Origin of the sequence: Leeuwenhoekiella marinoflava DSM 3653, assembly GCF_900129005.1 — a bacterium.
GTDB lineage: Bacteria > Bacteroidota > Bacteroidia > Flavobacteriales > Flavobacteriaceae > Leeuwenhoekiella > Leeuwenhoekiella marinoflava.
In genome coordinates this window covers 41,830-65,200 of record NZ_FQUN01000025.1, presented here as the reverse complement: position 1 = coordinate 65,200, position 23,371 = coordinate 41,830, and the positions used below count along the sequence as shown (strand labels likewise).

Here is a 23,371-nt window from a genome sequence, read left to right as displayed (position 1 = left end):
AAAAAGTAGAGTTACCTTATAATTACTTTTCTCTTTTAAGATCAAAAATGATAAAAAGCATTCTCAAAATGCTCAAGCTTTTCTTGTGTTTTATTTTTTAAAACGGCAATTATGTCAAAACGAACCTCCAGATCCAAATCATTAGAAATGATGTATTCGTTAGCAGCTTTTACGAGGAGTTTAATTTTTGCCGGAGTCACAAAATCTTGCGGATCACCAAAGAAATCTGAGTTGCGGGTTTTTACTTCAACGATGATGAGTTCGTCTCCTTTTTGAGCGATTATATCAATTTCTGCTTTTGCAAAAAACCAGTTGCGCTCTACAATACCATAAGCATTTTTCTCCAAATAGTCGGCTGCAAATTGTTCTCCCCATTTCCCGAGTTCGTTCTGATTCATTTCCTTAGAACATTACTTATTCAATCTGATCAAAATAAAGCTTTGCACCACGTTCGTTGACTTCCAGCGAAGTACTTCGGCCCAGGATAAGCGCGCGGTTGTCTTTTAAATGTCCTGCCGGAAAGTCAAAACACACCGGGTAATCATATTCACTTACCGCATCTAAAACTATCTCATGAGCCGTTTTTCCAAAAGGAACCGAATTGTCATGCATACTAGTCAAACCACCCACTACAAGTCCGCGAAGATTGCGCAATATTCCGTTACGTTTCAGGTTTACCATCATACGATCTACATGGTATAAATACTCATCAAGATCTTCTATAAACAAAATAGTATTATCTGTATTTATAGCAGAATGACTTCCGCATAAAGAATATAAAATAGAAATATTACCTCCTACCAGTTCCCCTTTTCCAGTACCCTGACGATTGAGCGGGTGGCTATCTATATGATAATGCAAGGGTTTACCTGACCAGGCATTTTCTAAAGTTTGCTTTGCAACAGCTGTATTACGAGAAATCCCTACCGGCATAATAGCATGAATCGTCTCAAAACCCAGTTTATGAATTTGAGAATGCAGCACCGTCACGTCGCTGTATCCCACAATCCATTTAGGATATTTTACAAATTTGTAAAAATTGATTTCGTCTATAATTCGCACTGTACCATAACCGCCTTTTGCACACCAAACCGCTTTGATCTCCTCATCATCTAACAGCTCTTGCAGATCTGCAGCACGCAATTTATCTGTACCTCCATATTGATTATCTGCTGCTCCAATAGTTTTACCTAAGACCGGCACTAAACCACAAGATTTTAAAAAAGCTATCCCGTCATCAAGATCTGCTCTATTAACTTTACGTGCAGTACACACGATTCCTACTTTATCTCCTTCAACTAAATAAGGCGGGGTTACCATATTTTATTTATTATGGGGCGGTAGAAAAGCCCGGTTACTTTAAGATTAATTCGTGATTCTTCAGCTTGTGGTATGACTTATCATTTATGCCATCCTCTGCAAAAGTAAACACACATCTTTGATTCTAAACAGCATGTCAAATTTAGCGTTCTTTTAAATGAGTTATGCTAAACAATCACAGCATACTGAAAGAAAAAATACAAATAAATTATGCAGTATCATAAACTATTTAAAACACTAAGATAAGACTTATTAAATGTAGCGCCTGTCTGGTTTTGTTTAAGGTCATAAATGGTATCTTTGCCGCTGAAATTTGAAACCTGATATGAGTCCAAAAAGATATACAATTACCGCTGCACTACCTTACACAAACGGTCCTATTCACATAGGTCACTTGGCAGGAGTATATGTGCCTGCAGACATTTACGCACGTTATTTGAGAGGAGTGGGTAAAGATGTTGCTTACATCTGCGGTAGCGATGAGCATGGAGTTGCTATTAGCATAAAGGCTAAAAAAGAAGGGATTACTCCGCAGCAAGTAGTAGATAAATACCATAAAATCATCAAAGATTCTTTTCAGGAATTTGGAATTTCTTTTGACAATTACTCGCGTACGTCTGCACCGGTGCATCATGACACGGCTTCAGAATTCTTTAAAAATCTTTATGAAAAAGGAGATTTTATTGAAGAAGTAACCGAACAATTGTATGACCCGGAAGCTAACCAGTATCTGGCCGACCGTTTTGTAATAGGAACCTGCCCTAAATGTGGTCACGAGGAAGCTTACGGTGATCAATGCGAGAATTGTGGTTCTTCATTAAATGCCACAGATTTGATCAACCCCAAATCTACCATTTCTGGTGCTCAACCCATTTTAAAAGAAACCAAACACTGGTTTTTGCCACTTGAGCGTTATGAAGATTTTCTCAAAAAATGGATTTTAGAAGATCATAAAAAAGACTGGAAATCAAATGTTTACGGTCAGTGTAAATCATGGATTGACGACGGGCTACGCCCACGTGCAGTAACCCGTGATCTAGATTGGGGAATTCCTGTTCCTGTTCCTGATGCCGAGGGCAAAGTGCTTTACGTGTGGTTTGATGCTCCTATCGGTTATATTTCTTCTACCAAAGAATGGGCCGCCCGAGAAGGTAAAAACTGGGAAGACTACTGGAAAAAAGACGACACCAAGTTGGTTCACTTCATTGGGAAAGACAATATTGTTTTTCACTGTATTATTTTCCCCAGTATGCTTAAAGCAGAAGGAAGCTACATTTTGCCAGACAATGTGCCGGCAAACGAGTTTTTAAATCTGGAAGGCAATAAACTATCTACCTCAAAGAACTGGGCGGTATGGTTGCACGAGTATCTTGAAGATTTTCCGGGACAGCAAGATGTGTTGCGTTACACGTTGACCGCAAACGCTCCGGAGACTAAAGACAATGATTTTACGTGGAATGATTTCCAGGCACGTAACAATAATGAGTTGGTTGCTATTTTTGGAAATTTCATCAACCGTGTAGTGGTATTAACCAATAAATATTACGAAGGAAAAATTCCGCAGGCTTACGATTTCAATGAAGAAGAAGAGCGCGTTTTAGCTGAAATGAAAGCGTATCCGGCTGTAATTGCAAGCTCAATTGAGCGTTATCGCTTCCGCGAAGCACAAAACGAATTGATGAATGTGGCGCGTTTAGGAAATAAATACCTAGCTGATGCAGAGCCTTGGAAAACCATAAAAACCGATACGGAGCGTACCCAAACCGTTATGTATGTGGCGCTACAAATCGCAGGCACGCTTGCTGTTTTAAGCGAACCCTTTTTACCACATACCGCAAATACGCTAAAACATATGCTCAATATTGAGAGCGAAGATGCGTTGATGCGTTTGCCAGAACCCTTAAGTTGGGAAATTCTGGGTGAGAAAATAGATTTGCTTCCGGTAGGTCATACCATCAATCAGGCAGCACTGTTATTCAGCAAGATTGAAGACGAGCAAATACAAAAACAACTAGACAAATTAGAAGCAACTAAAATGAGTAATCAAGCCGAAAACGCCGCAGTAGAGCCTCAAAAAGAAACCATCCAATTTGAAGATTTCACCAAACTCGATATGCGTGTGGGAACCATTATAGAAGCTGAAAAAATGCCAAAAACCAAAAAGCTTTTGGTATTAAAAGTAGATACCGGTCTTGATGTGCGCACCATAGTTTCCGGTATCGCCGAAAGTTTTAAAGCAGAAGAAATCATCGGAAAACAAGTGACTGTTTTGGTAAACCTAGCTCCTCGCAAATTACGCGGAGTAGAAAGTCAGGGAATGATTCTTATGACCGAAGACGCCGAAGGCAAACTCGTGTTTATGAATCCTGATACTGTCGGTGTTAAAAATGGTAGAGTGATTAGTTAGTGTTTTGACTGCGCTCGACATGACAAATCATTTTAAACTTAATTTTGATCTGGTGTCACATCGAGCGCAGTCGAGATGTCATCTAAAATTTTATATATGAAAACGTATTTTGTTTATATATTGAAATGTTCAGATGGCTCTTATTATACTGGGTTGACTAATATTTTAGAATCCCGTATAAATCAACATAATTCTGAACTAAATCCTGAAAGCTATACATTTAATAGAAGAGCTTTAAACTTGGTTTTTTCGCAAGATTTTAGAAATGTAAATCAAGCTATTCTTTTTGAGAAAAAAAAGTTAAGAAATGGAGTGCTAAAAAGAAAAGCGCTTTAATCAACGTAGACTATGATTTGTTGCAAATTTTAGCAGAATGTAGAAATGCAACACATCATAAGTATAAAACGGAATAGTGTCTCGACTGCGCTCGACATGACAATCAATTAGACTCAATTTTGATCTAAAGTCCACATTGAGCGCTCCCGAAAGTAATCGGGACGAGATGCCACCCGCCAAATAATATCAGATAGCATGCCCACAATCCTCTCTTATCTAAAATCACAAACCAACCTCTCCGAAAGCAGTATCAAAAACACGCTGCAACTGCTGGAAGAAGATGCGACGATTCCGTTTATAGCGCGTTATCGTAAAGAACGCACGGGCAATCTGGACGAAGTGCAAATCGGAGATATCGTAAAATTTAAAGAGCAGTTTGAAACTTTAGAAAAACGAAAAGCTACCATCCTAAAAGCTTTAGAAGAGCAGGGAGTTTTAACACCTGAACTTCAGAAAGAGATTGAAAATACAACCGATGCAACGGTTTTAGAAGACCTATACCTTCCGTATAAAAAATCAAGAAAAACCAAAGCTGATACTGCCCGTGAAAACGGTCTGGAGCCACTAGCAAAGATCATTATGGCTCAAAATGCACGCGATTTAAAAGGTGCTGCTGCCCGGTTTTTAAATAAGAACATTTCCTCAACAGAAGATGCACTTGAAGCTGCCCGTCATATAATCGCCGAATGGATTAATGAACGTACAGACATTCGTAATTATCTGCGTAATCAGATAGCACGTTCTGGTCAGATTACTTCCAAACTGATCAAGGCTAAAAAAGACGATGAAAAAGCACTGAAGTATAAAGACTATTTTGACTGGGAAGAATCACTAAACCGCATTCCTTCGCATCGATTTTTGGCCTTATCTCGTGCGGCAGAAGAGGGTTTCATTCGTATAAAAGTTGAAATAGATACCGAGCGCGCTTTAGACAACATCGCGAACCGACTCCTTAACTCACAAGGTGCTTGTGGAAAACAGATTGAGTTGGCCGTTGCAGATGCCTATAAGCGTTTGTTGTTTCCGGCATTGAGCAATGAAGCCCTAAGTGCTGCAAAAGAAAAAGCAGATGCCGAAGCAATTTCGGTTTTTGCTAAAAACTTACGCCAGCTTTTGCTGGGTTCTCCACTTGGTGAAAAACGCATTCTTGCCCTCGATCCCGGGTTTAGAACCGGCTGTAAAGTGGTCTGTTTGGATGAAAATGGCAGTTTACAACATAACGAAACCATCTATCCGCACCCGCCTAAAAACGATACGAAAGGTGCGATGCGGAAAATCAGTTTTCTGGTAGATGCACATAAGATACAAGCTATCGCTATTGGAAACGGAACCGCCAGTCGGGAAACCGAACAATTTATAAAGCGGATGCAATTCAGCAGAGATCTTGAAGTTTTTGTAGTTAGCGAGGCCGGAGCTTCTATTTATTCGGCTTCAAAAATAGCCCGTGACGAATTTCCTAATTATGATGTCACCGTTCGCGGTGCGGTTTCTATCGGCCGTCGACTTGCAGATCCACTTGCAGAATTGGTGAAGATTGATGCAAAATCCATTGGTGTGGGTCAATATCAGCACGATGTAGATCAGACCAAACTGAAAAACGAACTAGACCGCGTGGTAGAAAGCTGTGTAAATACCGTAGGCGTTAACCTCAATACGGCCAGTGTACCGCTGCTGAGTTATGTTTCGGGCATTGGGCCTAAACTCGCCGAAAATATTGTGAGCTACCGGGATGAAAACGGGGCTTTCGCTTCGCGAAATCAAATCCTCGATGTGCCCCGACTGGGCGCCAAAGCCTTTGAACAGGCGGCCGGTTTTTTGCGTGTTAAACAGGCTAAAAATCCACTGGACGATTCTGCCGTGCATCCCGAGCGTTATGAGGTAGTTGAAGCTATGGCAGGTAAGCTGAAGGTTTCCGTGAGTGAACTCATTGGGAATACGACTTTATTAAAAAAAATCAACCTCAGCGATTTTGTGACCGAGGAAGTGGGATTGCCTACGCTGAAAGATATTCTTGACGAACTCGAAAAACCGGGTCTTGACCCACGTGAGCCGGCAAAAGCTTTTACCTTTAATCAAAATATTCGAAAAATTGAAGATTTAGAAGTTGGTCAGTTGCTTCCCGGGATTGTAAACAACGTCACTAATTTTGGAGCTTTTGTTGATATCGGCATTAAAGAAAGTGGTTTAATTCACATTTCTAATCTGGCCGATGGTTTTGTGAGCGACGTCAATGCACATGTGAGCTTACAAGAACAAGTTGTAGTTAAAGTACTTGAAGTAGATATCAAGCGGAAGCGTATTCAATTGAAACTGCATAAACTCAATGCTTAAAATCGCGTATCACCCCATTTACAAACACCCACTTCCTGAAGGACACCGTTTCCCAATGGAAAAATATGAGCTGCTCCCAAAACAGTTATTGCACGAAGGCACGTGTAATGAAGCCAACTTTTTTAAACCTGGTTTTCCGGAAGAAAAATACCTGACCGCTGTTCATACTCCTGAGTATGTAACCAATCTTAAAAACCTCAATCTTGATCGCAAAGCGATACGCAAAAACGGCTTTCCACTTTCTCAGGAATTAGTAGATCGGGAACAGATCATTGCTCAAGGAACGATGTTAGGTTGTGAGTTTGCTTTAGAACATAGAATTGCTTTCAATATTGCCGGTGGTACACATCACGCCTACAGTGATCATGGCGAAGCTTTTTGTTTATTGAATGATCAGGCGATTGCTGCTCGCTATCTTCAGGCGAAAGACTTGGCACAACAAATTCTCATTGTAGATCTCGATGTACATCAGGGCAATGGTACTGCACAGATTTTTCAAGGGGATGACTCGGTATTTACATTCAGTATGCACGGTTCGGGGAATTATCCGTTTAAGAAAGAAGTTTCAGATCTTGATATTGCGATTCCTGATAAAAGTGGGGATGATTTCTATCTAGCAAAACTGAAAGAAATACTACCCCGACTCATTGATCAGGTAAATCCCGATTTTATTTTTTACCTCAGCGGAGTTGATATTTTAGAAACCGATAAACTAGGGCGACTCTCCTGCACACCCGAAGGCTGTAAAGAACGAGATCATTTTGCTTTAAGTTGTTTCCGCGATAGCGACATACCCGTACAGGTAAGCATGGGTGGCGGTTACTCACCAGATATTAAAATTATTATAGAAGCGCACGCTAACACGTATAGACTAGCTCAGGAAATTTATTTTTAACAGCTAATTATCAAAACTTTAAACACTCGGAAGGGTATTTTCACCCTTTTTCATATAAAAAATTGGTTTATAGGTATTTATGCTTATTTTTGTTAAAACTATTAACATTCTTAAAATGAAAAAAATTACCACCTTTTTTGCCCTTACCATTTTTGCTTTTGCATTTAATGCTTGTGATGCAGTAGATGAATTAACTAAAATAGATGTTGACACTACTATCACTGAAGATTTAGTAATTAGTATTGCTGAGGGAGAAACCACTTTTTCAGAAAGTGCTTCTATCAGTATAGATGATGATGATGTTCAAGACAACCTTGATAAAATAGAAGACTTACAAATCACAAAACTTACATACGAGATTGTTAGTGTAACTGGCACTGCAGATGTGATCGCATCAGGTAGTTTTACTGCTCAAAGTAGCACTTACCCATGGTTTCAAGCTACTGACGGTACTACGGTTAATTTAACTACTGCTGCTAATGCAGGAACTGTTTATGAGATTGAAGTAGATCAATCTTTAGTTGATGCTTTTGAAGCAGATTTAAAAAGTGGTGCAACGGCAACACTTAGTGCATCAGGAACTGTATCTGCTGCTCCAGTAACTTTTACTGTTCGTGTAACTGCAGATGTTAAAGTAACAGTTGACGCTATCTAAACAATATTCGACTTAAAGTCAGCCCGGTGCTAACGCACCGGGTTTTTTTTCAATAATCACAAATACAGGCAGGTGCAGGTAACTATTTAAGACTTTATCTACTATATTCGTAATCATTTTTAAACAACAAGCATGTCAAAAATCGAAAAACACAAAGCCTACTGGCGCCAAAACATTAAATATCTTAGTATTCTACTCTTCGTATGGTTTGCAGTTTCTTTTGGCTGTGGCATTCTTCTTAAAGACTTTCTCAATCGATATAGTTTAGGCGGATTCAAACTAGGATTTTGGTTTGCCCAGCAAGGAAGCATCTATGTTTTTGTTGTGCTCATCTTTCTCTACATGTATCTAATGAATCGTTTGGATAAAAAATATGGATATATCGACAACTGATTTCATCACAAATACAATCGATTACTATTCTTTTTGTTTTAAACAAATTTGCTTTCTAACTAATTAAATAACCTAAATTATGAGCGTTCAACTCTGGACATGGATTTTAGTAGGCATCTCTTTTGCCCTTTATTTTGGTATTGCTATTTGGGCTCGTGCCGGTTCTACCAAAGAATTTTATGTCGCTGGTGGTGGCGTTTCACCTTTAGCTAATGGTATGGCAACCGCCGCAGACTGGATGAGTGCCGCATCGTTTATCTCCATGGCCGGTATTATTTCTTTTGCAGGTTATGACGGTTCTGTCTATTTGATGGGATGGACCGGAGGTTATGTGTTACTCGCATTATTACTCGCTCCCTATCTGCGCAAGTTTGGCAAGTTCACCGTGCCTGATTTCATTGGCGATCGCTATTACTCCAATACAGCACGTACCGTTGCGGTGATCTGTGCGCTCATTGTTTCATTTACCTATGTTGCCGGGCAAATGCGCGGTGTGGGTATTGTCTTCTCCCAATTTCTTCAGGTTGAAATTACAACCGGTGTGATCATCGGGATGGCAGTGGTTCTTGTTTTTGCTTTTTTAGGCGGAATGAAAGGTATCACGTATACACAAGTTGCTCAGTATTGTGTGTTGATCTTTGCTTTTATGGTGCCCGCTATTTTTATTTCGATACAAATGACCGGGAGTATTATCCCACAAATTGGGATGGGAGGACGCGTGGAAGACGGCACCTATCTTCTTGAAAAGCTAGACAATCTGCATACACAACTGGGATTTAAAGAATATACTGAAGGATCAAAATCCACTTGGGATGTATTTGCAATTACCCTTGCATTGATGGCAGGTACCGCTGGTTTACCTCACGTGATTGTTCGGTTTTTTACCGTTCCTAATGTAAAAGATGCGCGTAAATCTGCAGGATACGCCTTATTGCTTATTGCTATTTTATATACCACAGCCCCGGCCGTTTCGGTATTTGCGCGTACCAATTTAATTGAGACAGTTAGTAATCAGGAATATTCTACCATGCCAGAATGGTTTAAGAACTGGGAAAACATGGGACTCATCGCCTGGTCTGATAAAAATGAAGATGGAAAAATTCAATATGTAAATGGAGAAGCCACTACCGGTAAGCCTGAGTTTACAGAAGAACGCGGCGCAAATGGCGAACGCATTATTGTAAATGCTTCAACCGAAACTAACGAACTTTACGTGGACCGCGATATTATGGTACTTGCAAACCCTGAAATAGCACAGCTTCCTGCTTGGGTAATTGCACTTGTTGCGGCTGGCGGTCTGGCTGCTGCGCTATCTACTGCTGCAGGCTTGCTGCTTGTGATTTCAACTTCTGTATCTCACGATTTGATCAAAAAACAATTGAAACCCGATATTTCTGATAAAGGAGAATTATTAGCCGCCCGTCTAAGTATCTTAGTTGCGGTTATCGTTGCAGGTCTTTTTGGTATTTATCCACCAGGGTTTGTTGCAGCTGTTGTGGCGCTAGCTTTTGGACTTGCTGCTGCATCCTTTTTTCCTGCTATAGTTCTGGGAATTTTTGATAAACGAATGAATAAACAAGGTGCCATTAGCGGAATGGTAGTAGGTATTATTTTGATGCTCTTTTATATGATTCGATTTAAAACCGGATTGATTGGTGTTTTAGAACCACTCCCGGAATCAAAATGGTGGTTTGGCACTTCGCCTGAAGGTTTTGGTACGGTTGCTATGTTTATCAACGTCATTATTTCAGTAATTATATCGAGATTAACTCCTGCCCCACCAAAAAGTGTTCTAAAAATTGTAGAAAGCATACGTATACCCAGTGGAGCCGGTGAAGCACAGAGTCATTAATGTGATAGAAGTTTAACAAAAAAATTAATTCAAATGCAGAATTGTTCAAATGCAAACCGATAACGATTTAGTAATTTTATAGAAGATTATAAGAACAATCCTAATTCAACTATGAGTAATTACCATATAAAACACTTAGAAGAATATTTTCAAGTATATCGTAAATCTGTAAGAAATCCTGAAAGCTACTGGGAAGAAATTGCTGAAGAGCATTTTATGTGGCACAAACGCTGGGATAACGTATTGAGTTACGACTTTGACAAACCCGAATTTAAATGGTTTGAAGGCGCAAAACTCAACATTACCGAAAACTGTATTGACCGCCATCTGCGTACGCGTGGTGATAAAACGGCTATACTTTTTGAACCCAACGATCCTAAAGAAAAAGCAGTACACATAACCTATAACGAACTCCACGATCGAGTTTGTAAAATGGCAAATGTGCTTAAATCCCAAGGCATAAAAAAAGGAGACCGTGTTTGTATCTACTTACCTATGATCCCAGAACTTGCGGTTTCAGTGTTGGCTTGTGCGCGTATTGGAGCCATACATTCTGTAGTATTTGCAGGGTTTTCTTCAACTGCTCTTGCAACGCGAATTAATGATTCAGACTGCAAAATGGTTATCACGAGCGACGGTTCTTTCCGCGGAAGCAAAACAATAGACCTTAAAGGTATTGTAGATGAAGGTCTCAAAAAATGCGATTGTGTAGAACATGTACTGGTTGTAAAACGCATCAATTCTGATATTAAACTACAAGAAGGTCGCGACAAATGGTTGCAACCTTTGCTCGATAATGCTGAAGCTTTTTGCGATCCAGAAATTATGGACGCTGAAGATCCTTTATTCATCTTATATACTTCTGGTTCTACCGGCACACCAAAAGGTATGGTACACACCACTGCCGGCTATATGGTGTATTCTGCATTTACGTTCAAGAACGTATTTCAATATCGAGAAGATGATGTCTATTGGTGTACAGCAGACATCGGTTGGATCACCGGCCACAGTTACATAGTTTATGGGCCGTTAGCTAACGGCGCTACAACAGTAATGTTTGAAGGTGTTCCCAGTTATCCTGATTACGGGCGTTTTTGGGAAATTGTAGAAAAGCACAAAGTAACTCAGTTTTATACAGCACCTACTGCAATACGCGCTTTAGGAAAAGAAAAACTGGAGTATGTAGAAAAATATGACCTGTCTTCTTTAAAAGTTTTAGGAACCGTAGGTGAACCTATTAATGAGGAAGCATGGCATTGGTATGACGAAAATATAGGAAAGAGAAATTGTCCTATCGTAGATACTTGGTGGCAAACCGAAACCGGAGGAATCATGATATCTCCTATTCCTTACTCGACTCCTGCAATACCCACTTTTGCAACGCTTCCGCTACCGGGAATTCAACCGGCTCTAATGGATGAAGAAGGTAAAGAGATTAAAGGTAATCAGGTAGATGGTAGATTGTGCATCAAATTTCCGTGGCCTTCAATGGCAAGAACCATTTGGGGAAATCATCAGCGTTATAAAGACACCTATTTTTCAGCATTTAAAAATATGTACTTCACCGGTGACGGTGCTTTAAGAGACAGTGTCGGTTATTACAGGATTACCGGTCGTGTGGATGATGTGGTTATTGTAAGTGGTCATAACCTAGGTACCGCTCCAATTGAAGATGCTATTAACGAGCACCCTGCTGTAGCAGAAAGTGCTATTGTTGGGTATCCTCACGATGTGAAAGGAAACGCGCTTTACGGTTATGTGATTCTAAAAGAAACCGGCGAAAGCAGAAATCAAGACAATTTGAGAAAAGAGATCAATCAGTTGATTTCAGACCGAATTGGTCCTATTGCTAAGCTTGATAAAATTCAGTTTACAAGCGGACTTCCTAAAACACGAAGTGGTAAAATTATGCGTCGTATTCTGCGTAAAATTGCTTCTAATGACACGTCAAACCTTGGAGACACCAGCACCTTATTGAATCCTGAAATTGTTCAGGAAGTGATGGATAATGTGATTAAATAAAGCATTCTTCATTTTTTAAGCTTTAAAAGTCCTTTGGTATCACACTAAAGGACTTTTTGTGTTAGTCTATATTTATATGAAGTAAAATGAATAATTTTAAAAATTAATCTAAATCAATAAAATCTTGGAAAATTTAAACAACCAAAGACCTCCTAAGACTTGGCTCGTTGAATCTATTTTAGCTACTGTTTTGTGCTGCTTGCCTTTTGGCATTGCAGGTATTGTTAACGCTGCTAAAGTTGAGTCTCGTTTTTATGCAGGCGATATTGAAGGCGCAGAACGTGCTTCAAAAGAAGCCAAAAAATGGACAATTGTAAGCGCTGTAGTAGCTCTAAGCTTTGCATTCTTATATGTAATTCTAATTGTTGTAGGTGTTGCCAGTAGTCAGTTTTAAGCAATTAATCTATATAGGCAGTGCATTTTTAATAGTATCTGCCGCCTATATTTACAAAACATACAATCCGCTGGAAGTAGGCTTTTTCCCCAAATGCCCTTTTCACACATTAACTGGGTTTTTATGTCCCGGCTGTGGCTCCCAAAGAGCGCTACATCATTTGCTAAATGGAAATATAGCACTTGCGCTTGACAAAAACGCATTGTTTTTGATTGCTTTACCTTACATAGGCTTTGGCGCTTTTTTAGATTTAAAGAATAATTGTAATAGCAAGCTTATTCAAATTCGAAAAACACTGTATGGAACATCAGCCATTTGGATTGTTTTGTCTATAATAATCATCTTCTGGCTTGTTCGAAATTTGCTTTAAAATCTCTTTTCTTTGAACCTCTATAAAAAACAAAATGCCACGATATAAAAACATCGTGGCATTTTTAATTACAATTGTGAGAATTCTACTTCCCCAACATCAGCAACTCGTCACATAAAACTTCTGTGATGTAGCGTTTTTCTCCTTGTTTGGTTTCATAAGAGCGCGAAGTCAGCTTCCCTTCAATTGCTACTTCTTTACCTTTGGTCACATAGTTCTCAATGATATCTGCGATTTTTCCCCAGGCAACTACATTATGCCATTGTGTATCGGTCACACGCTCACCTTTATTATTCTTATAGGTTTCATTAGTTGCAATACTAAATTTCGCCAGCTTGGTACCTGATTCAAGGTTTACGATTTCAGGATCATTTCCTAAGTTTCCAATCAACTGTACTTTGTTTCTTAATGTGCTCATGATTTTTGTCTTTACGTTAAACAGTTACTAATTATTTACAAGGCAAAGATGCTAGGAATCACAAATAATAATCGGTTGCGAAACAGTTACTTTCATTTATAGTCGTTTGTAAACGTTTAAAATTAGATATTACTCAAAAAAGGATAATCGAATAACGAAGAGAATTCCTTTAAAATTTCAACTGAATTTATCCACAATTTTATGAGTTATGAACGTTCATAAGATTAACCTCACTTTTAAAGTTAAGTACTTCGTTCAGAGCCTTTGCAAGCTTTTGACCCAAAACACAAAAATTAATTTAAAATTAAATTTCTGTAAACTTTTTCAATTTTTAAAAAACATTAAATATTCATTATCAGTATTTTAAATGTATTTTTTTGATAACTTTTAGCCTGTTCAAAAATGCAATGTTGATAACAATGTTGAAAAAGTTAGTAGCACCACTCCCCATGCAAGCCATTAAAATTTCAACTTTATACTTCTCAAAAGCTATCATTTTTTAACGTCTACTTGTATGGAAATTACCGAGGTAATAAAAAGGGATTTTACGACAAAAACCTTTCATTTACACAAAATCACAAACGCTATTTTAAAGGCCATGACCGCAGTTGAACACGGTGGCCCAGCCGATGCAGAAGAAATCTCTCAAAATGTTTATGCAGCTCTTCTAGAGCGTAAAAATGCAGATGCAGCCTACAAACCTACGGTAGAAGAGGTTCAGGATTTTGTTGAAAACAAACTCATGGAAGGCGGCTTTTTTGACGTTGCTAAAGGTTATATTCTATATAGAAACGAGCAGGCTCAAAAAAGAAAGTCTAACATTTTTGAAAAACGAATCAATCTAAAACCATACGATTATCCTGCGCTTTATGAATATGTGCCTGCAATTAGACACTCGTATTGGATTCATACTGAATTTAATTTCACAAGCGACATACAAGATTTTAAAACCCGCCTTTCCGATACAGAACGTAGCGCTATAAAAAACACCATGCTTGCTATTTCTCAAATCGAAGTAGCTGTAAAAAGCTTTTGGGGAGATATTTATCACAAAATGCCCAAACCAGAAATTGGTTCTGTAGGTGCAACGTTTGCAGAAAGTGAAGTAAGACACCATGACGCTTACTCACATCTTCTAGAAATTTTAGGTCTTAACCAAGAGTTTAAAAATCTAAAGAAGAAGCCGGTGATTATGAAGCGTGTTCACTATCTAGAAACCGCTTTAAAAAATGCAAAAAGTGATGACAACAAAGAATATGCTGAGTCAGTTTTATTGTTCTCTCTGTTTATAGAGCATGTATCATTGTTCTCGCAGTTCTTGATCATCATGGCTTTCAACAAGCACAGAAACGTCTTAAAAGGTATTTCTAATGTGGTAGAGGCTACTTCTAAAGAAGAACAAATTCACGGAGATTTTGGTATCGATATCATCAATATTATTAAAGATGAGAATCCAGAATGGTTTGACGAGGCCTATCACAAGATGATTCAAGACATGTGTAAAGACGCCTTTGTAGCAGAGAGCGATATTATAGACTGGATCTTTGAAGCAGGCGAAATAGATTTCTTACCCAAAGTCTTAGTTAAAGAATTTATCAAAAAGAGATTCAACGATTCACTAGAAAGTATAGGAATCGAAAAAATATTTGAGGTTGATGAAAAACTTCTCGCAGAAACCGAATGGTTTGACGATGAGATTATAGGCACCAAACACGGAGACTTTTTTGTAAAACGCTCCATCAACTACAGCAAAAGAACACAAAGTATAACCAGCGACGACTTATTTTAAGAACATGAACGAATCAAAATTACACCCAGGAGAAGATTTACAACAAAAGACAACTACAAGTACGACTGATACCCTTGCTCAAGCAAGAAAAGAAGCGCTTAAAAATTCATCTGAAAAGAAAGAACAAAAGTTTGAATGGTTAAATGATTTCAGTAGAAACTTTTTAGCTTCAGGCTACCTTACAAAAGGAGCCACGCCAGAAGGACGTATCCGTGAGATTGCAGATCACGCTGAAAACATCTTAGGAATCGAAGGTTTCTCAGATAAGTTCTATGGCTATATGAGCGAAGGTTTTTACTCGCTGGCTTCTCCGGTTTGGTCAAACTTTGGTAAAAAACGCGGTCTGCCAATTAGCTGCTTTGGTTCTCATATAGACGATGACATGGGGAATATTTTATACACCCAGTCTGAAGTTGGTATGATGTCAAAACTAGGTGGTGGTACTTCTGGATATTTCGGTAAAATAAGACATCGCGGTGCCGATGTAAAAAATAACGGCCAGGCTTCTGGAGCTGTACATATTATGCAGCTTTTTGAATCTATGGTTGATGTTGTAAGCCAAGGTTCTGTACGTCGTGGTCGCTTTTCTCCCTACTTACCGGTTGAACACCCGGACATTGAAGAGTTCTTAGAAATAGGTACCGAAGGGAATCCTATTCAAGAATTAACTCACGGCGTAACGGTAACCAACCAGTGGATGGAAGATATGGTTGCCGGTGACGACAAAAAACGCTCTATCTGGGCTAAAGTATTGCAACGTCGCGGAGAGATGGGATATCCTTATATCTTCTTCAAAGACAATGCAAACAATGGTGCTGCAGATGTGTTTAGAGACAATAACCATACGATCTACGCCAGCAACCTGTGTACAGAGATCATGTTACCTTCTAACGAAAACTGGTCGTTTGTTTGTGTACTTTCTTCAGTTAATGTTTTACACTACGATAAGTGGAAAGACACAGATGCTGTAGAAACTATGGTTCAATTTTTAGATGCTGTTATTACAGAATTCTGTGAAAAACTTGAAGTTTATCGCGATTCTGAAAGCCGTGAAGATCGCCAGACTTTCTTATTTATGGAAAGAGCCTATAATTTTGCTAAGGAAAACCGTGCATTAGGATTAGGTGTTCTAGGATGGCACTCGCTATTACAATCTAAAATGTTACCGTTTAACAGTCAGGAAGCATATGATTTAAACAGTGAAATCTTTAGAACTATTAAAGAGAAATCGTACGAGGCTTCAGCTGATTTAGCAGATCGTTTTGGAGAACCGGAAGCTTTAAAGGGCTACGGAAGACGTAATGCCACTTTAAATGCAATTGCACCTACAACCTCATCTGCATTTATATTAGGCCAAGTTTCACAAGGTATAGAACCTATCTGGTCTAACACTTATGTAAAAGATATTGCTAAGGTAAAAACCACCATTAGAAACCCGTTTTTAGTTGATTTACTAGAAGAGAAAGGTAAGAACACTACAGAAGTTTGGAGAAGCATCAGAGAGTTTGATGGTTCGGTACAACATCTAGACTTCTTATCAGACTTAGAAAAAGATGTGTTTAAAACCTATTCTGAAATTGATCAGTTAGACATCATCTATCAAGCTGCAAACAGACAAAATCATATAGATCAGGGACAATCTGTAAACATCATTGTTCACCCGGATATGCCGGTTAAAGAAATCAACAAAATTCATATTACTGCCTGGAAACTAGGATTAAAATCTCTGTATTACCAGCACAGTATGAATGCTGCTCAAAAATTCAAGCAGAAAAAAGCCTGCGTAAGTTGTGAGGCTTAATCAATAGAATTTTTTATTTAAGTAAGTGTTGCAAGGGCTGGTATTTCTACCAGCCCTTGCTTTTAATACAGAACTAATTTTCAATTTAAATTATCACTTAACTTTAGGTACACAAACAGGACAGAACTATGAACCTTCAAGAACTAAAATATCCAATCGGAATTTTTGAAAAACCCGAAACCATCACAGCATCCCATATTGCAGAATGGACTCACACGATTAAAGATTTTCCAGCATTAATTACTCAATTAACCGAAAACCTTTCCGAAGAAAGTCTAGCTAAAACCTATCGCCCCGATGGTTGGAATATCAAGCAGCTTGTGCACCACTGTGCCGACAGTCATATGAATGCTTTTATAAGATTTAAACTGGCATTAACCGAAGAAACTCCTAAAATTAAACCCTATTTCGAAGATAAATGGGCTGAGCTACCTGATACTGTAACTACACCTATAAAAGCTTCCCTTAAACTTATTGAAGGCTTACACACGCGCTGGGCGATTCTGATTCAATTATTGCACTCTGAAGATCTCGAACGCATTTACATTCACCCGGAACATGCTAAGCAGTTTACCCTAGCAGAAACTATTGGGATGTATGACTGGCACTGCAGGCATCATCTGGCACATATTAAAAATGCGCTCAACTCCTAGAAAATCATTATTTTAGACTATGCAAAAGACTTGTCCGGAATGTGGTGATAAAATTATAGGCCGCGCAGATAAAAAATACTGCAGCGATTCGTGTAGAAATGCTGCAAATAATAAACTTAACAGTGACCGAAAGAATCTGATACGAAATACCAATAACAAACTGCGCAAAAATTACCGTATCCTCGAATCTTTAAACCCTGATGACAAAACCAAAACCACAAAAAGTAAATTAGTTTTAGCTGGTTTTGATTTCAATTTATTTACCAGCATTTATACAACTAAAGCCGGTACGGTTTATTATTTTATTTATGATCAAGGCTATCTTCCACTAGACAATGATTTTTATGCGCTGGTAAGACGCAAGTAGGTCACTTCAGTCAAGTTGAAACTTCAAAACACAAAAAACAAACCCTACTTCCAGGTTGCTCCTTTTAGCTTTAAAGCAGCTTTAATCACATCCATCTGACTGATTTGCCCTACTAGTTTTCCATTTTCAACAATAGGGAAACGGCGGTGTTTACGCTCAATAAAAAAACGCGCAGCGTCCAGCACATTCATATTTCCGTCTATAGTTTCTACATCAATTGCCATATTTTGCCCCACAGTTGCATTGAGCATCGGCAGGTTATGATACCGGCTGTCTGATATGTGTTTGATACAATCCCCTTCAGAAATAACACCTAACAGTTCGTTGTTTTCATTAACAACCGGCGCGCCAGAAATACGATGCTTAATCAGTTTTTGCATGACATCCATAATCGATTCTTCAGGTGTAAATGTGATAAGCCTTGTTGTCATGTAATCTGAAACTTTAATATTTACCTCTTCGGCAACAACCTTAGATCGTTTGCCCATAAAACTCTTGATTCCCATACGCTTATATTTTTAGAATCTTTAAATTAGACAAAATATTCGAGATATCGAAAACGTTTTCTTTATCAAATTTTCAAATCTACTCAAGCTTGTACATAACAGCGATTCCCACTACCTTTAACCGAATCTTGACCTGCCTATGAAAACGCATTACTCCGCCGTACTTTCTTTTTTGTTCATTTTGGGACTTATTTATTTTAGTTTCTACACACACAAACCACAAAACGTTTCTGATGCCAGCACTCCGCTAACAGCATTTTCTGCTGCCCGTGCCCAAGAGTATGTAAACAGTATAGCTCAAGAAGCACATGGAGTAGGAATGCCTGCACATCTCACTACACAAAACTATATTGTAAAAACGCTACAAGGTTTTGGCCTTGAGACGGAAATACAAAGTGATTTTGCATACAAACCGGGCTGGGGTGCTTTAAGCAGAGCCGAAAATATAATAACCCGTATTCCCGGTACAGGTTCTGGTCAGACGCTTTTGCTGATGTCTCATTATGATAGTGCGCCACACACAGCTTCACACGGTGCGAGTGATGCAGGGAGTGGTGTTGCTTCGATTTTAGAGACCATCAGGGCCTATTTAGCCAAAGGCGAAAAGGCTAAAAATGATATCATTATTTTGTTTACAGATGCTGAAGAATTGGGGCTTAATGGTGCCTCGGTTTTTGTGAATAAGCATCCTTGGGCAAAAGATGTAGACCTGGCTTTAAATTTTGAAGCACGAGGGAGCGGCGGCCCTTCTAATATGATTGTAGAAACCAATGGCGGTAACGGCAAATTGATTAAAGCTTTTGCCGAGGCTAACCCTTCTCATCCTTATGCAAACTCGCTGATGTATAGCGTTTATAAGTTATTGCCTAACGACACAGACTCTACTGTTTTGAGAGAAGATGGTGATATTGATGGATTTTTCTTTGCATTTATTGGCGACCACTTTGATTATCACACCGCAAATGATATCCCCAGTCGTTTAGACCCGGAGTCTTTGGAGCATCAGGGCCGGTATCTAACTGCCCTTTTAGACTATTTTAAAGATGCCAATCTCAACTTAAAAGCAGACGAGGATTATGTGTATTTTAATGTTCCGCTACTGAAAATGGTTTATTATCCATTCAGTTGGATTATTCCGATGTTGATAGGTGCCTGGATCTTGTTTTTTGTGGTACTCATTTATGGGTTGCGTAAAAAACAACTGACTATTTCAGGAGCATTACGCGGATTTCTTCCGTTGCTAATTTCGCTTGTTTTAGCTTATGTAGTTAGTCTGGGCTGGAATGCAATTTTAGCGCTAAATCCTGCACAAGCTGATATTTTACAGGGATTCCCGTATAACGGCTACGAACTCTTGGCTGGTTTTGTTGCGCTTGTTTTAGCACTTACGTTTTTCATTTACAAACTCTTTTACAAACCCAACACAGCGGCTTCGTTGAGTTTTGCACCCTTATTCTTCTGGTTACTTATTGCGACCGGAGTAGGCCTATATTTAGAAGGCGCTTCTTTTTTTGTAATTCCTATTTATTTTGGATTGTTAAGCATTTTTTTAATTCTCAGAAACGGTAAACCCAATTTATTTTTACTCACCCTTCTTTGTGCACCTGCTCTCTTTATAATTACACATTACATCAAAGAATTTCCGGTAGGTTTAGGGCTTAAAATGCTGGTTGCAGCAACCGTGCTTACGGTACTTCTTTTTGGCTTATTGCTTCCGGTGATGGGTTATTATAAGATGAAGGGCAAACTGGCAATCTTATTTTTACTCGTGAGTATTGGCGCTTTTATTTCAGCGTATGCTAAATCAGACTTTACCAAAGAAAGACGCTTTCCTACCAGTTTAAACTACATTTACGATGCAGATACTGAAGAAGCATTTTTTGCCACTTACAACACGCAGCTAGATGATTGGTTGAAAACCATTCTGGGAGAAGACATGCAAACAGCAGAAGAAGCCGGTAAAAATCCGGAATCCGGTAAATACGGTAGCCGGTATTCTTATGTCTCAAAAGCACCGATGACTTTTATAGCACCTTCACAGGTCTACACGTCCCAAGACACTATAATCAACGGTGAGCGTCGATTGGATTTCACCGTATTCCCGCAACGCAACGTAGGAGATATGCTCTTGTTATGTCCTAAAGGCACCCGTTTTAGCCGTTTAAGCTTCAATGGTCAGGAAGTTTTACCGAGAGCGGGTGAGGCATTTCCGTTAGCAAACCGGTCTACCGATTATCTATTGAGCTACAGGCTCGTGGACAGAGAACCGCTTGAAGTACATCTGACCATCGCAGAAGGTATGCCGTTACAGTTTACACTATTTGATTATAGCTATGATCTTTTAGAAAACACCAGCTTTAACCTACCTTCGCGGCCTTTAAATGCTATGCCAATGCCTTTTGTAAATACCGATGCGCTGATCACCAAACAGCAAATCGAATTTTAATTGCATTGCTGAAAATTGAATCATTATGAGCAGAATTGCTATTGCAGGATTAGGATGGCTGGGGCTACCTCTGGCTGCGCAATTACAAGAATTGGGACATACCGTAAAAGGTTCGGTTACTTCTAAAACCAAACAAGCAGAATTGAAAACCTACGGCGTTGATGTCTATCAGGTCGAAATCGCAGAAGACGAAGTACGTGGCGAGATCAATTCGTTTCTAGCAGATTCTGAAATTCTAATCATTCTTATTCCACCTGGATTACGCAGAAATACGGGACATAACCACGCCTTGCGCATGGCACAACTGCTGGATACTGTTGAAAAATCTTCCATACAAAAAGTGATTTTAATAAGCAGTACAGGCGTTTATGATGATTCTCAAGGAAAAGTTACCGAAGCTGACCTACCCACACCTCAGGATAACAAAGGCAAACAATTACTAGAAGTTGAACAGATTTTCTTTAAGTCTACTGCTTTTGAAACTACAGTTATACGCTTTGGTGGTCTCTTTGGCAGCACCCGAAACCCGGTAAAATACCTTGCCGGTCGCACCGGATTGAGCAATGGTGACGCGCCTGTAAATCTTATTCACCGCCAAGATTGTATAGGTATCATTTTAGGAGTGATTTATAAAAATGCTTTTGGGCATATCATAAACGCTGTGCATCCAGATCATCCTTCAAAAGCGGTTTACTACAAAAAACAGGCAGAAGCTTTAGACCTGGAGCCACCAGTTTACGATACCGATGCAGACCAGACTTTTAAACAAATAGACTCCATTACTTTAAAGCCTTTATTGGGCTATACGTTTCAAAAAAGCTTGTAAAGCTGAAAACTCATTTCTGAGTAAATTATCTGAATACAAGCCTACGAGTCATTCGTTAAAAACAAATTATACATTTTGAAACAAGCTTGGGGATATTAAATCCTTTGGCGGTGCCAATAAAAAAACCCGGCAAGCACATACCGGGTTTCCATGTTAATCTTCTGGTTGGTCAGAAGAAAGGCTAACACTAACTAACAAAAGTCTAAGCTATTGCTCCTTCTAGTTGAAACAATTGCGCGTTTAAGTATTGTAAGGCACTTATCTTTTCTCGCGTTGGAACAAGAAGAGAAATATTGTTGTTACTACCTCCATATGCAATCATACGCACCGGGATAGAATTGAGAATACCAAATGCTTTATACGACTCGTGGTCTGCAATAAGGTTCTCCCCTACAATACAAATAATACTGTGATCTTCTTCGACTGTAACCTCTGCAATTACCGAAAGTTCAGTCATTATAGCTTTTAAGTGAGACGTATCATCAATAGTTAATGAGATAGCCACCTCAGAAGTAGTAATCATATCAATTGAGGTCTCGTGACGGTCAAATACTTCAAAAATCGTTCTTAGGAAACCGTGAGCACCTAGCATACGATTCGATTTAATTTTTATAGCGGTAATCCCATCTTTTGCCGAAATCGCTTTTAAACCACGGTTATGATACTCATTAGAAATCTTAGTTCCGGGAGCAGAAGGCTCAAAAGTATTTTTCAACCAAACCGGAATATCACGATCTATTACCGGAGCAACAGTTTGTGGGTGCAAAATTTTTGCACCAAAATAAGCAAGCTCCGCCGCCTCGTTATAGGTTAAATGCTCTATAGGCTGTGTTTCTTGAACATAACGAGGATCGTTATTATGCAACCCGTCAATATCTGTCCAGATCTGAACACCGGCAGCAGAAACAGCTGCTGCGATAATTGTTGCGCTAAAGTCGCTTCCACCGCGCTTTAATGTCGCTAGAGAACCACGCTCGTCACGACACACAAAACCTTGTGTGATGTATAATTGAGAAGGGTTTTGCTCCAACTGTGGCAATAAAGCTTCAGAAACCGTATCAATATTTGGGTTTTCAACAGTGCCTACATTCATAAACGTACTTGCGTTTAAAAGCACATTTTCTACCTGCTCTTGGTCTAAGAATTTTGAGAACATCCAGGTAAGCATGGTTTCACCATAAGTTACCAACTCAGCATACGTGGTTAACGTACGTCCACCAGTTGCAATTTCTTTTAAAGCAGCTACAAACGTCTCAATTTGAGCTTTTGTTTCTGGCTGATTTTCTGCGGTGAACAGATCCTCTATTGCTTCAAAGTGTTTAGCCTGAAGCTGCTCCAGCACATTGGTGATTTGTGCAGAATCTTTATCTATACTTGCCTGATTAAGGCTTACCAATAAATTAGTAACACCAGACATTGCAGACAGCACTACAATCTTTGGCTTTTCAGTAACAGAAAGAATTTCTACTACTTTTCTGATATTTTGAGCACTTCCTACAGAAGTTCCTCCAAATTTTAAAACATTCATCTTCATCGTATTAATGCTGCATAGTTAAGCTGAAAAAAAGAAGCTTGAAAAAAATTCAACAA

General features: G+C 39.0%; 21 protein-coding genes. 16 read left to right on the top strand and 5 right to left on the bottom strand.

Features of this window, described 5'->3' with window-relative positions; genetic code table 11:
• Positions 1-41: 41 nt before the first annotated feature.
• Positions 42-398 carry a YraN family protein gene (locus BUB91_RS18860; protein ID WP_073100752.1) on the bottom strand — a complete coding sequence of 119 codons (357 nt, stop codon included), beginning with the start codon at positions 396-398 and terminating at the stop codon, positions 42-44.
• A gap of 16 nt (positions 399-414) precedes the next feature.
• Positions 415-1,320 (bottom strand): S66 peptidase family protein, encoded by a 906-nt coding sequence (locus BUB91_RS18855; protein ID WP_073100751.1) that lies wholly within the window; start codon positions 1,318-1,320, stop codon positions 415-417.
• Positions 1,321-1,645: 325 nt separating this feature from the next.
• Here BUB91_RS18855 and metG point away from each other — a divergent pair, with 325 nt between their 5' ends.
• The 10 genes from metG (at position 1,646) to BUB91_RS18805 (ending at position 12,975) form a co-directional block, all read left to right on the top strand.
• Entirely contained in the window at positions 1,646-3,727 is a 2,082-nt protein-coding gene (gene metG / locus BUB91_RS18850; RefSeq protein WP_073100750.1) for a methionine--tRNA ligase, read from the top strand.
• Between the two features lie 96 nt (positions 3,728-3,823).
• Positions 3,824-4,063 (top strand): GIY-YIG nuclease family protein, encoded by a 240-nt coding sequence (locus tag BUB91_RS18845; RefSeq protein WP_317041365.1) that lies wholly within the window; start codon positions 3,824-3,826, stop codon positions 4,061-4,063.
• Positions 4,064-4,258: 195 nt separating this feature from the next.
• Positions 4,259-6,394, top strand: a complete 2,136-nt coding sequence (locus tag BUB91_RS18840) for a Tex family protein (protein ID WP_073100749.1) — start codon at positions 4,259-4,261, stop codon at positions 6,392-6,394.
• Positions 6,387-7,289: a histone deacetylase family protein gene (locus BUB91_RS18835; RefSeq protein WP_073100748.1), complete on the top strand. Its 903-nt coding sequence runs from the start codon at positions 6,387-6,389 to the stop codon at positions 7,287-7,289. The genes BUB91_RS18840 and BUB91_RS18835 overlap by 8 nt, the downstream gene beginning before the upstream one ends.
• Before the next feature lie 115 nt (positions 7,290-7,404).
• The gene (locus tag BUB91_RS18830) at positions 7,405-7,944 is read left to right on the top strand and encodes a hypothetical protein (RefSeq protein WP_128759402.1); all 540 of its coding nucleotides are present in this window, start codon (positions 7,405-7,407) and stop codon (positions 7,942-7,944) included.
• A gap of 132 nt (positions 7,945-8,076) precedes the next feature.
• On the top strand, positions 8,077-8,337 hold the full coding sequence (locus BUB91_RS18825; protein WP_073100746.1) for a DUF4212 domain-containing protein: 261 nt from the start codon (positions 8,077-8,079) through the stop codon (positions 8,335-8,337).
• A 79-nt stretch (positions 8,338-8,416) separates the two neighbouring features.
• Complete coding sequence (locus tag BUB91_RS18820) at positions 8,417-10,189, top strand: sodium:solute symporter family protein (RefSeq protein ID WP_073100745.1); 1,773 nt, start codon at positions 8,417-8,419, stop codon at positions 10,187-10,189.
• 111 nt (positions 10,190-10,300) lie between these two features.
• Positions 10,301-12,211, top strand: a complete 1,911-nt coding sequence (gene acs, locus BUB91_RS18815) for an acetate--CoA ligase (protein ID WP_073100744.1) — start codon at positions 10,301-10,303, stop codon at positions 12,209-12,211.
• Between the two features lie 124 nt (positions 12,212-12,335).
• Positions 12,336-12,605, top strand: coding sequence for a CD225/dispanin family protein (locus tag BUB91_RS18810; protein WP_073100743.1), 270 nt, complete (start codon positions 12,336-12,338; stop codon positions 12,603-12,605).
• Complete coding sequence (locus tag BUB91_RS18805; RefSeq protein ID WP_073100742.1) at positions 12,586-12,975, top strand: DUF2752 domain-containing protein; 390 nt, start codon at positions 12,586-12,588, stop codon at positions 12,973-12,975. The genes BUB91_RS18810 and BUB91_RS18805 overlap by 20 nt, the downstream gene beginning before the upstream one ends.
• 85 nt (positions 12,976-13,060) lie before the next feature.
• Here the strand turns inward: BUB91_RS18805 and BUB91_RS18800 are convergent, their stop codons facing one another.
• Positions 13,061-13,393: a single-stranded DNA-binding protein gene (locus BUB91_RS18800; RefSeq protein ID WP_073100741.1), complete on the bottom strand. Its 333-nt coding sequence runs from the start codon at positions 13,391-13,393 to the stop codon at positions 13,061-13,063.
• A gap of 514 nt (positions 13,394-13,907) precedes the next feature.
• Between BUB91_RS18800 and BUB91_RS18795 the strand changes: the two genes are divergently transcribed.
• From BUB91_RS18795 to BUB91_RS18780, 4 genes are all read left to right on the top strand, one after another.
• A complete protein-coding gene (locus BUB91_RS18795) occupies positions 13,908-15,182 on the top strand; it encodes a ribonucleotide-diphosphate reductase subunit beta (RefSeq protein WP_073100740.1) in 1,275 nt (424 codons plus the stop codon).
• 4 nt (positions 15,183-15,186) lie between these two features.
• Complete coding sequence (locus BUB91_RS18790; protein ID WP_073100739.1) at positions 15,187-16,983, top strand: ribonucleoside-diphosphate reductase subunit alpha; 1,797 nt, start codon at positions 15,187-15,189, stop codon at positions 16,981-16,983.
• Between the two features lie 128 nt (positions 16,984-17,111).
• Complete coding sequence (locus BUB91_RS18785) at positions 17,112-17,636, top strand: YfiT family bacillithiol transferase (protein WP_073100738.1); 525 nt, start codon at positions 17,112-17,114, stop codon at positions 17,634-17,636.
• Between the two features lie 19 nt (positions 17,637-17,655).
• Positions 17,656-18,003 carry a hypothetical protein gene (locus BUB91_RS18780; protein WP_073100737.1) on the top strand — a complete coding sequence of 116 codons (348 nt, stop codon included), beginning with the start codon at positions 17,656-17,658 and terminating at the stop codon, positions 18,001-18,003.
• A gap of 44 nt (positions 18,004-18,047) precedes the next feature.
• Here the strand turns inward: BUB91_RS18780 and BUB91_RS18775 are convergent, their stop codons facing one another.
• Positions 18,048-18,509: a CBS domain-containing protein gene (locus BUB91_RS18775; RefSeq protein WP_073100736.1), complete on the bottom strand. Its 462-nt coding sequence runs from the start codon at positions 18,507-18,509 to the stop codon at positions 18,048-18,050.
• A gap of 139 nt (positions 18,510-18,648) precedes the next feature.
• Here BUB91_RS18775 and BUB91_RS18770 point away from each other — a divergent pair, with 139 nt between their 5' ends.
• Positions 18,649-20,955, top strand: a complete 2,307-nt coding sequence (locus tag BUB91_RS18770) for a M20/M25/M40 family metallo-hydrolase (RefSeq protein WP_073100735.1) — start codon at positions 18,649-18,651, stop codon at positions 20,953-20,955.
• Between the two features lie 25 nt (positions 20,956-20,980).
• Positions 20,981-21,781, top strand: a complete 801-nt coding sequence (locus BUB91_RS18765; protein WP_073100734.1) for an NAD(P)H-binding protein — start codon at positions 20,981-20,983, stop codon at positions 21,779-21,781.
• 202 nt (positions 21,782-21,983) lie between these two features.
• Here BUB91_RS18765 and BUB91_RS18760 read toward each other — a convergent pair whose 3' ends face one another.
• Positions 21,984-23,309, bottom strand: a complete 1,326-nt coding sequence (locus tag BUB91_RS18760; RefSeq protein ID WP_073100733.1) for an aspartate kinase — start codon at positions 23,307-23,309, stop codon at positions 21,984-21,986.
• Between the last annotated feature and the right edge of the window lie 62 nt (positions 23,310-23,371).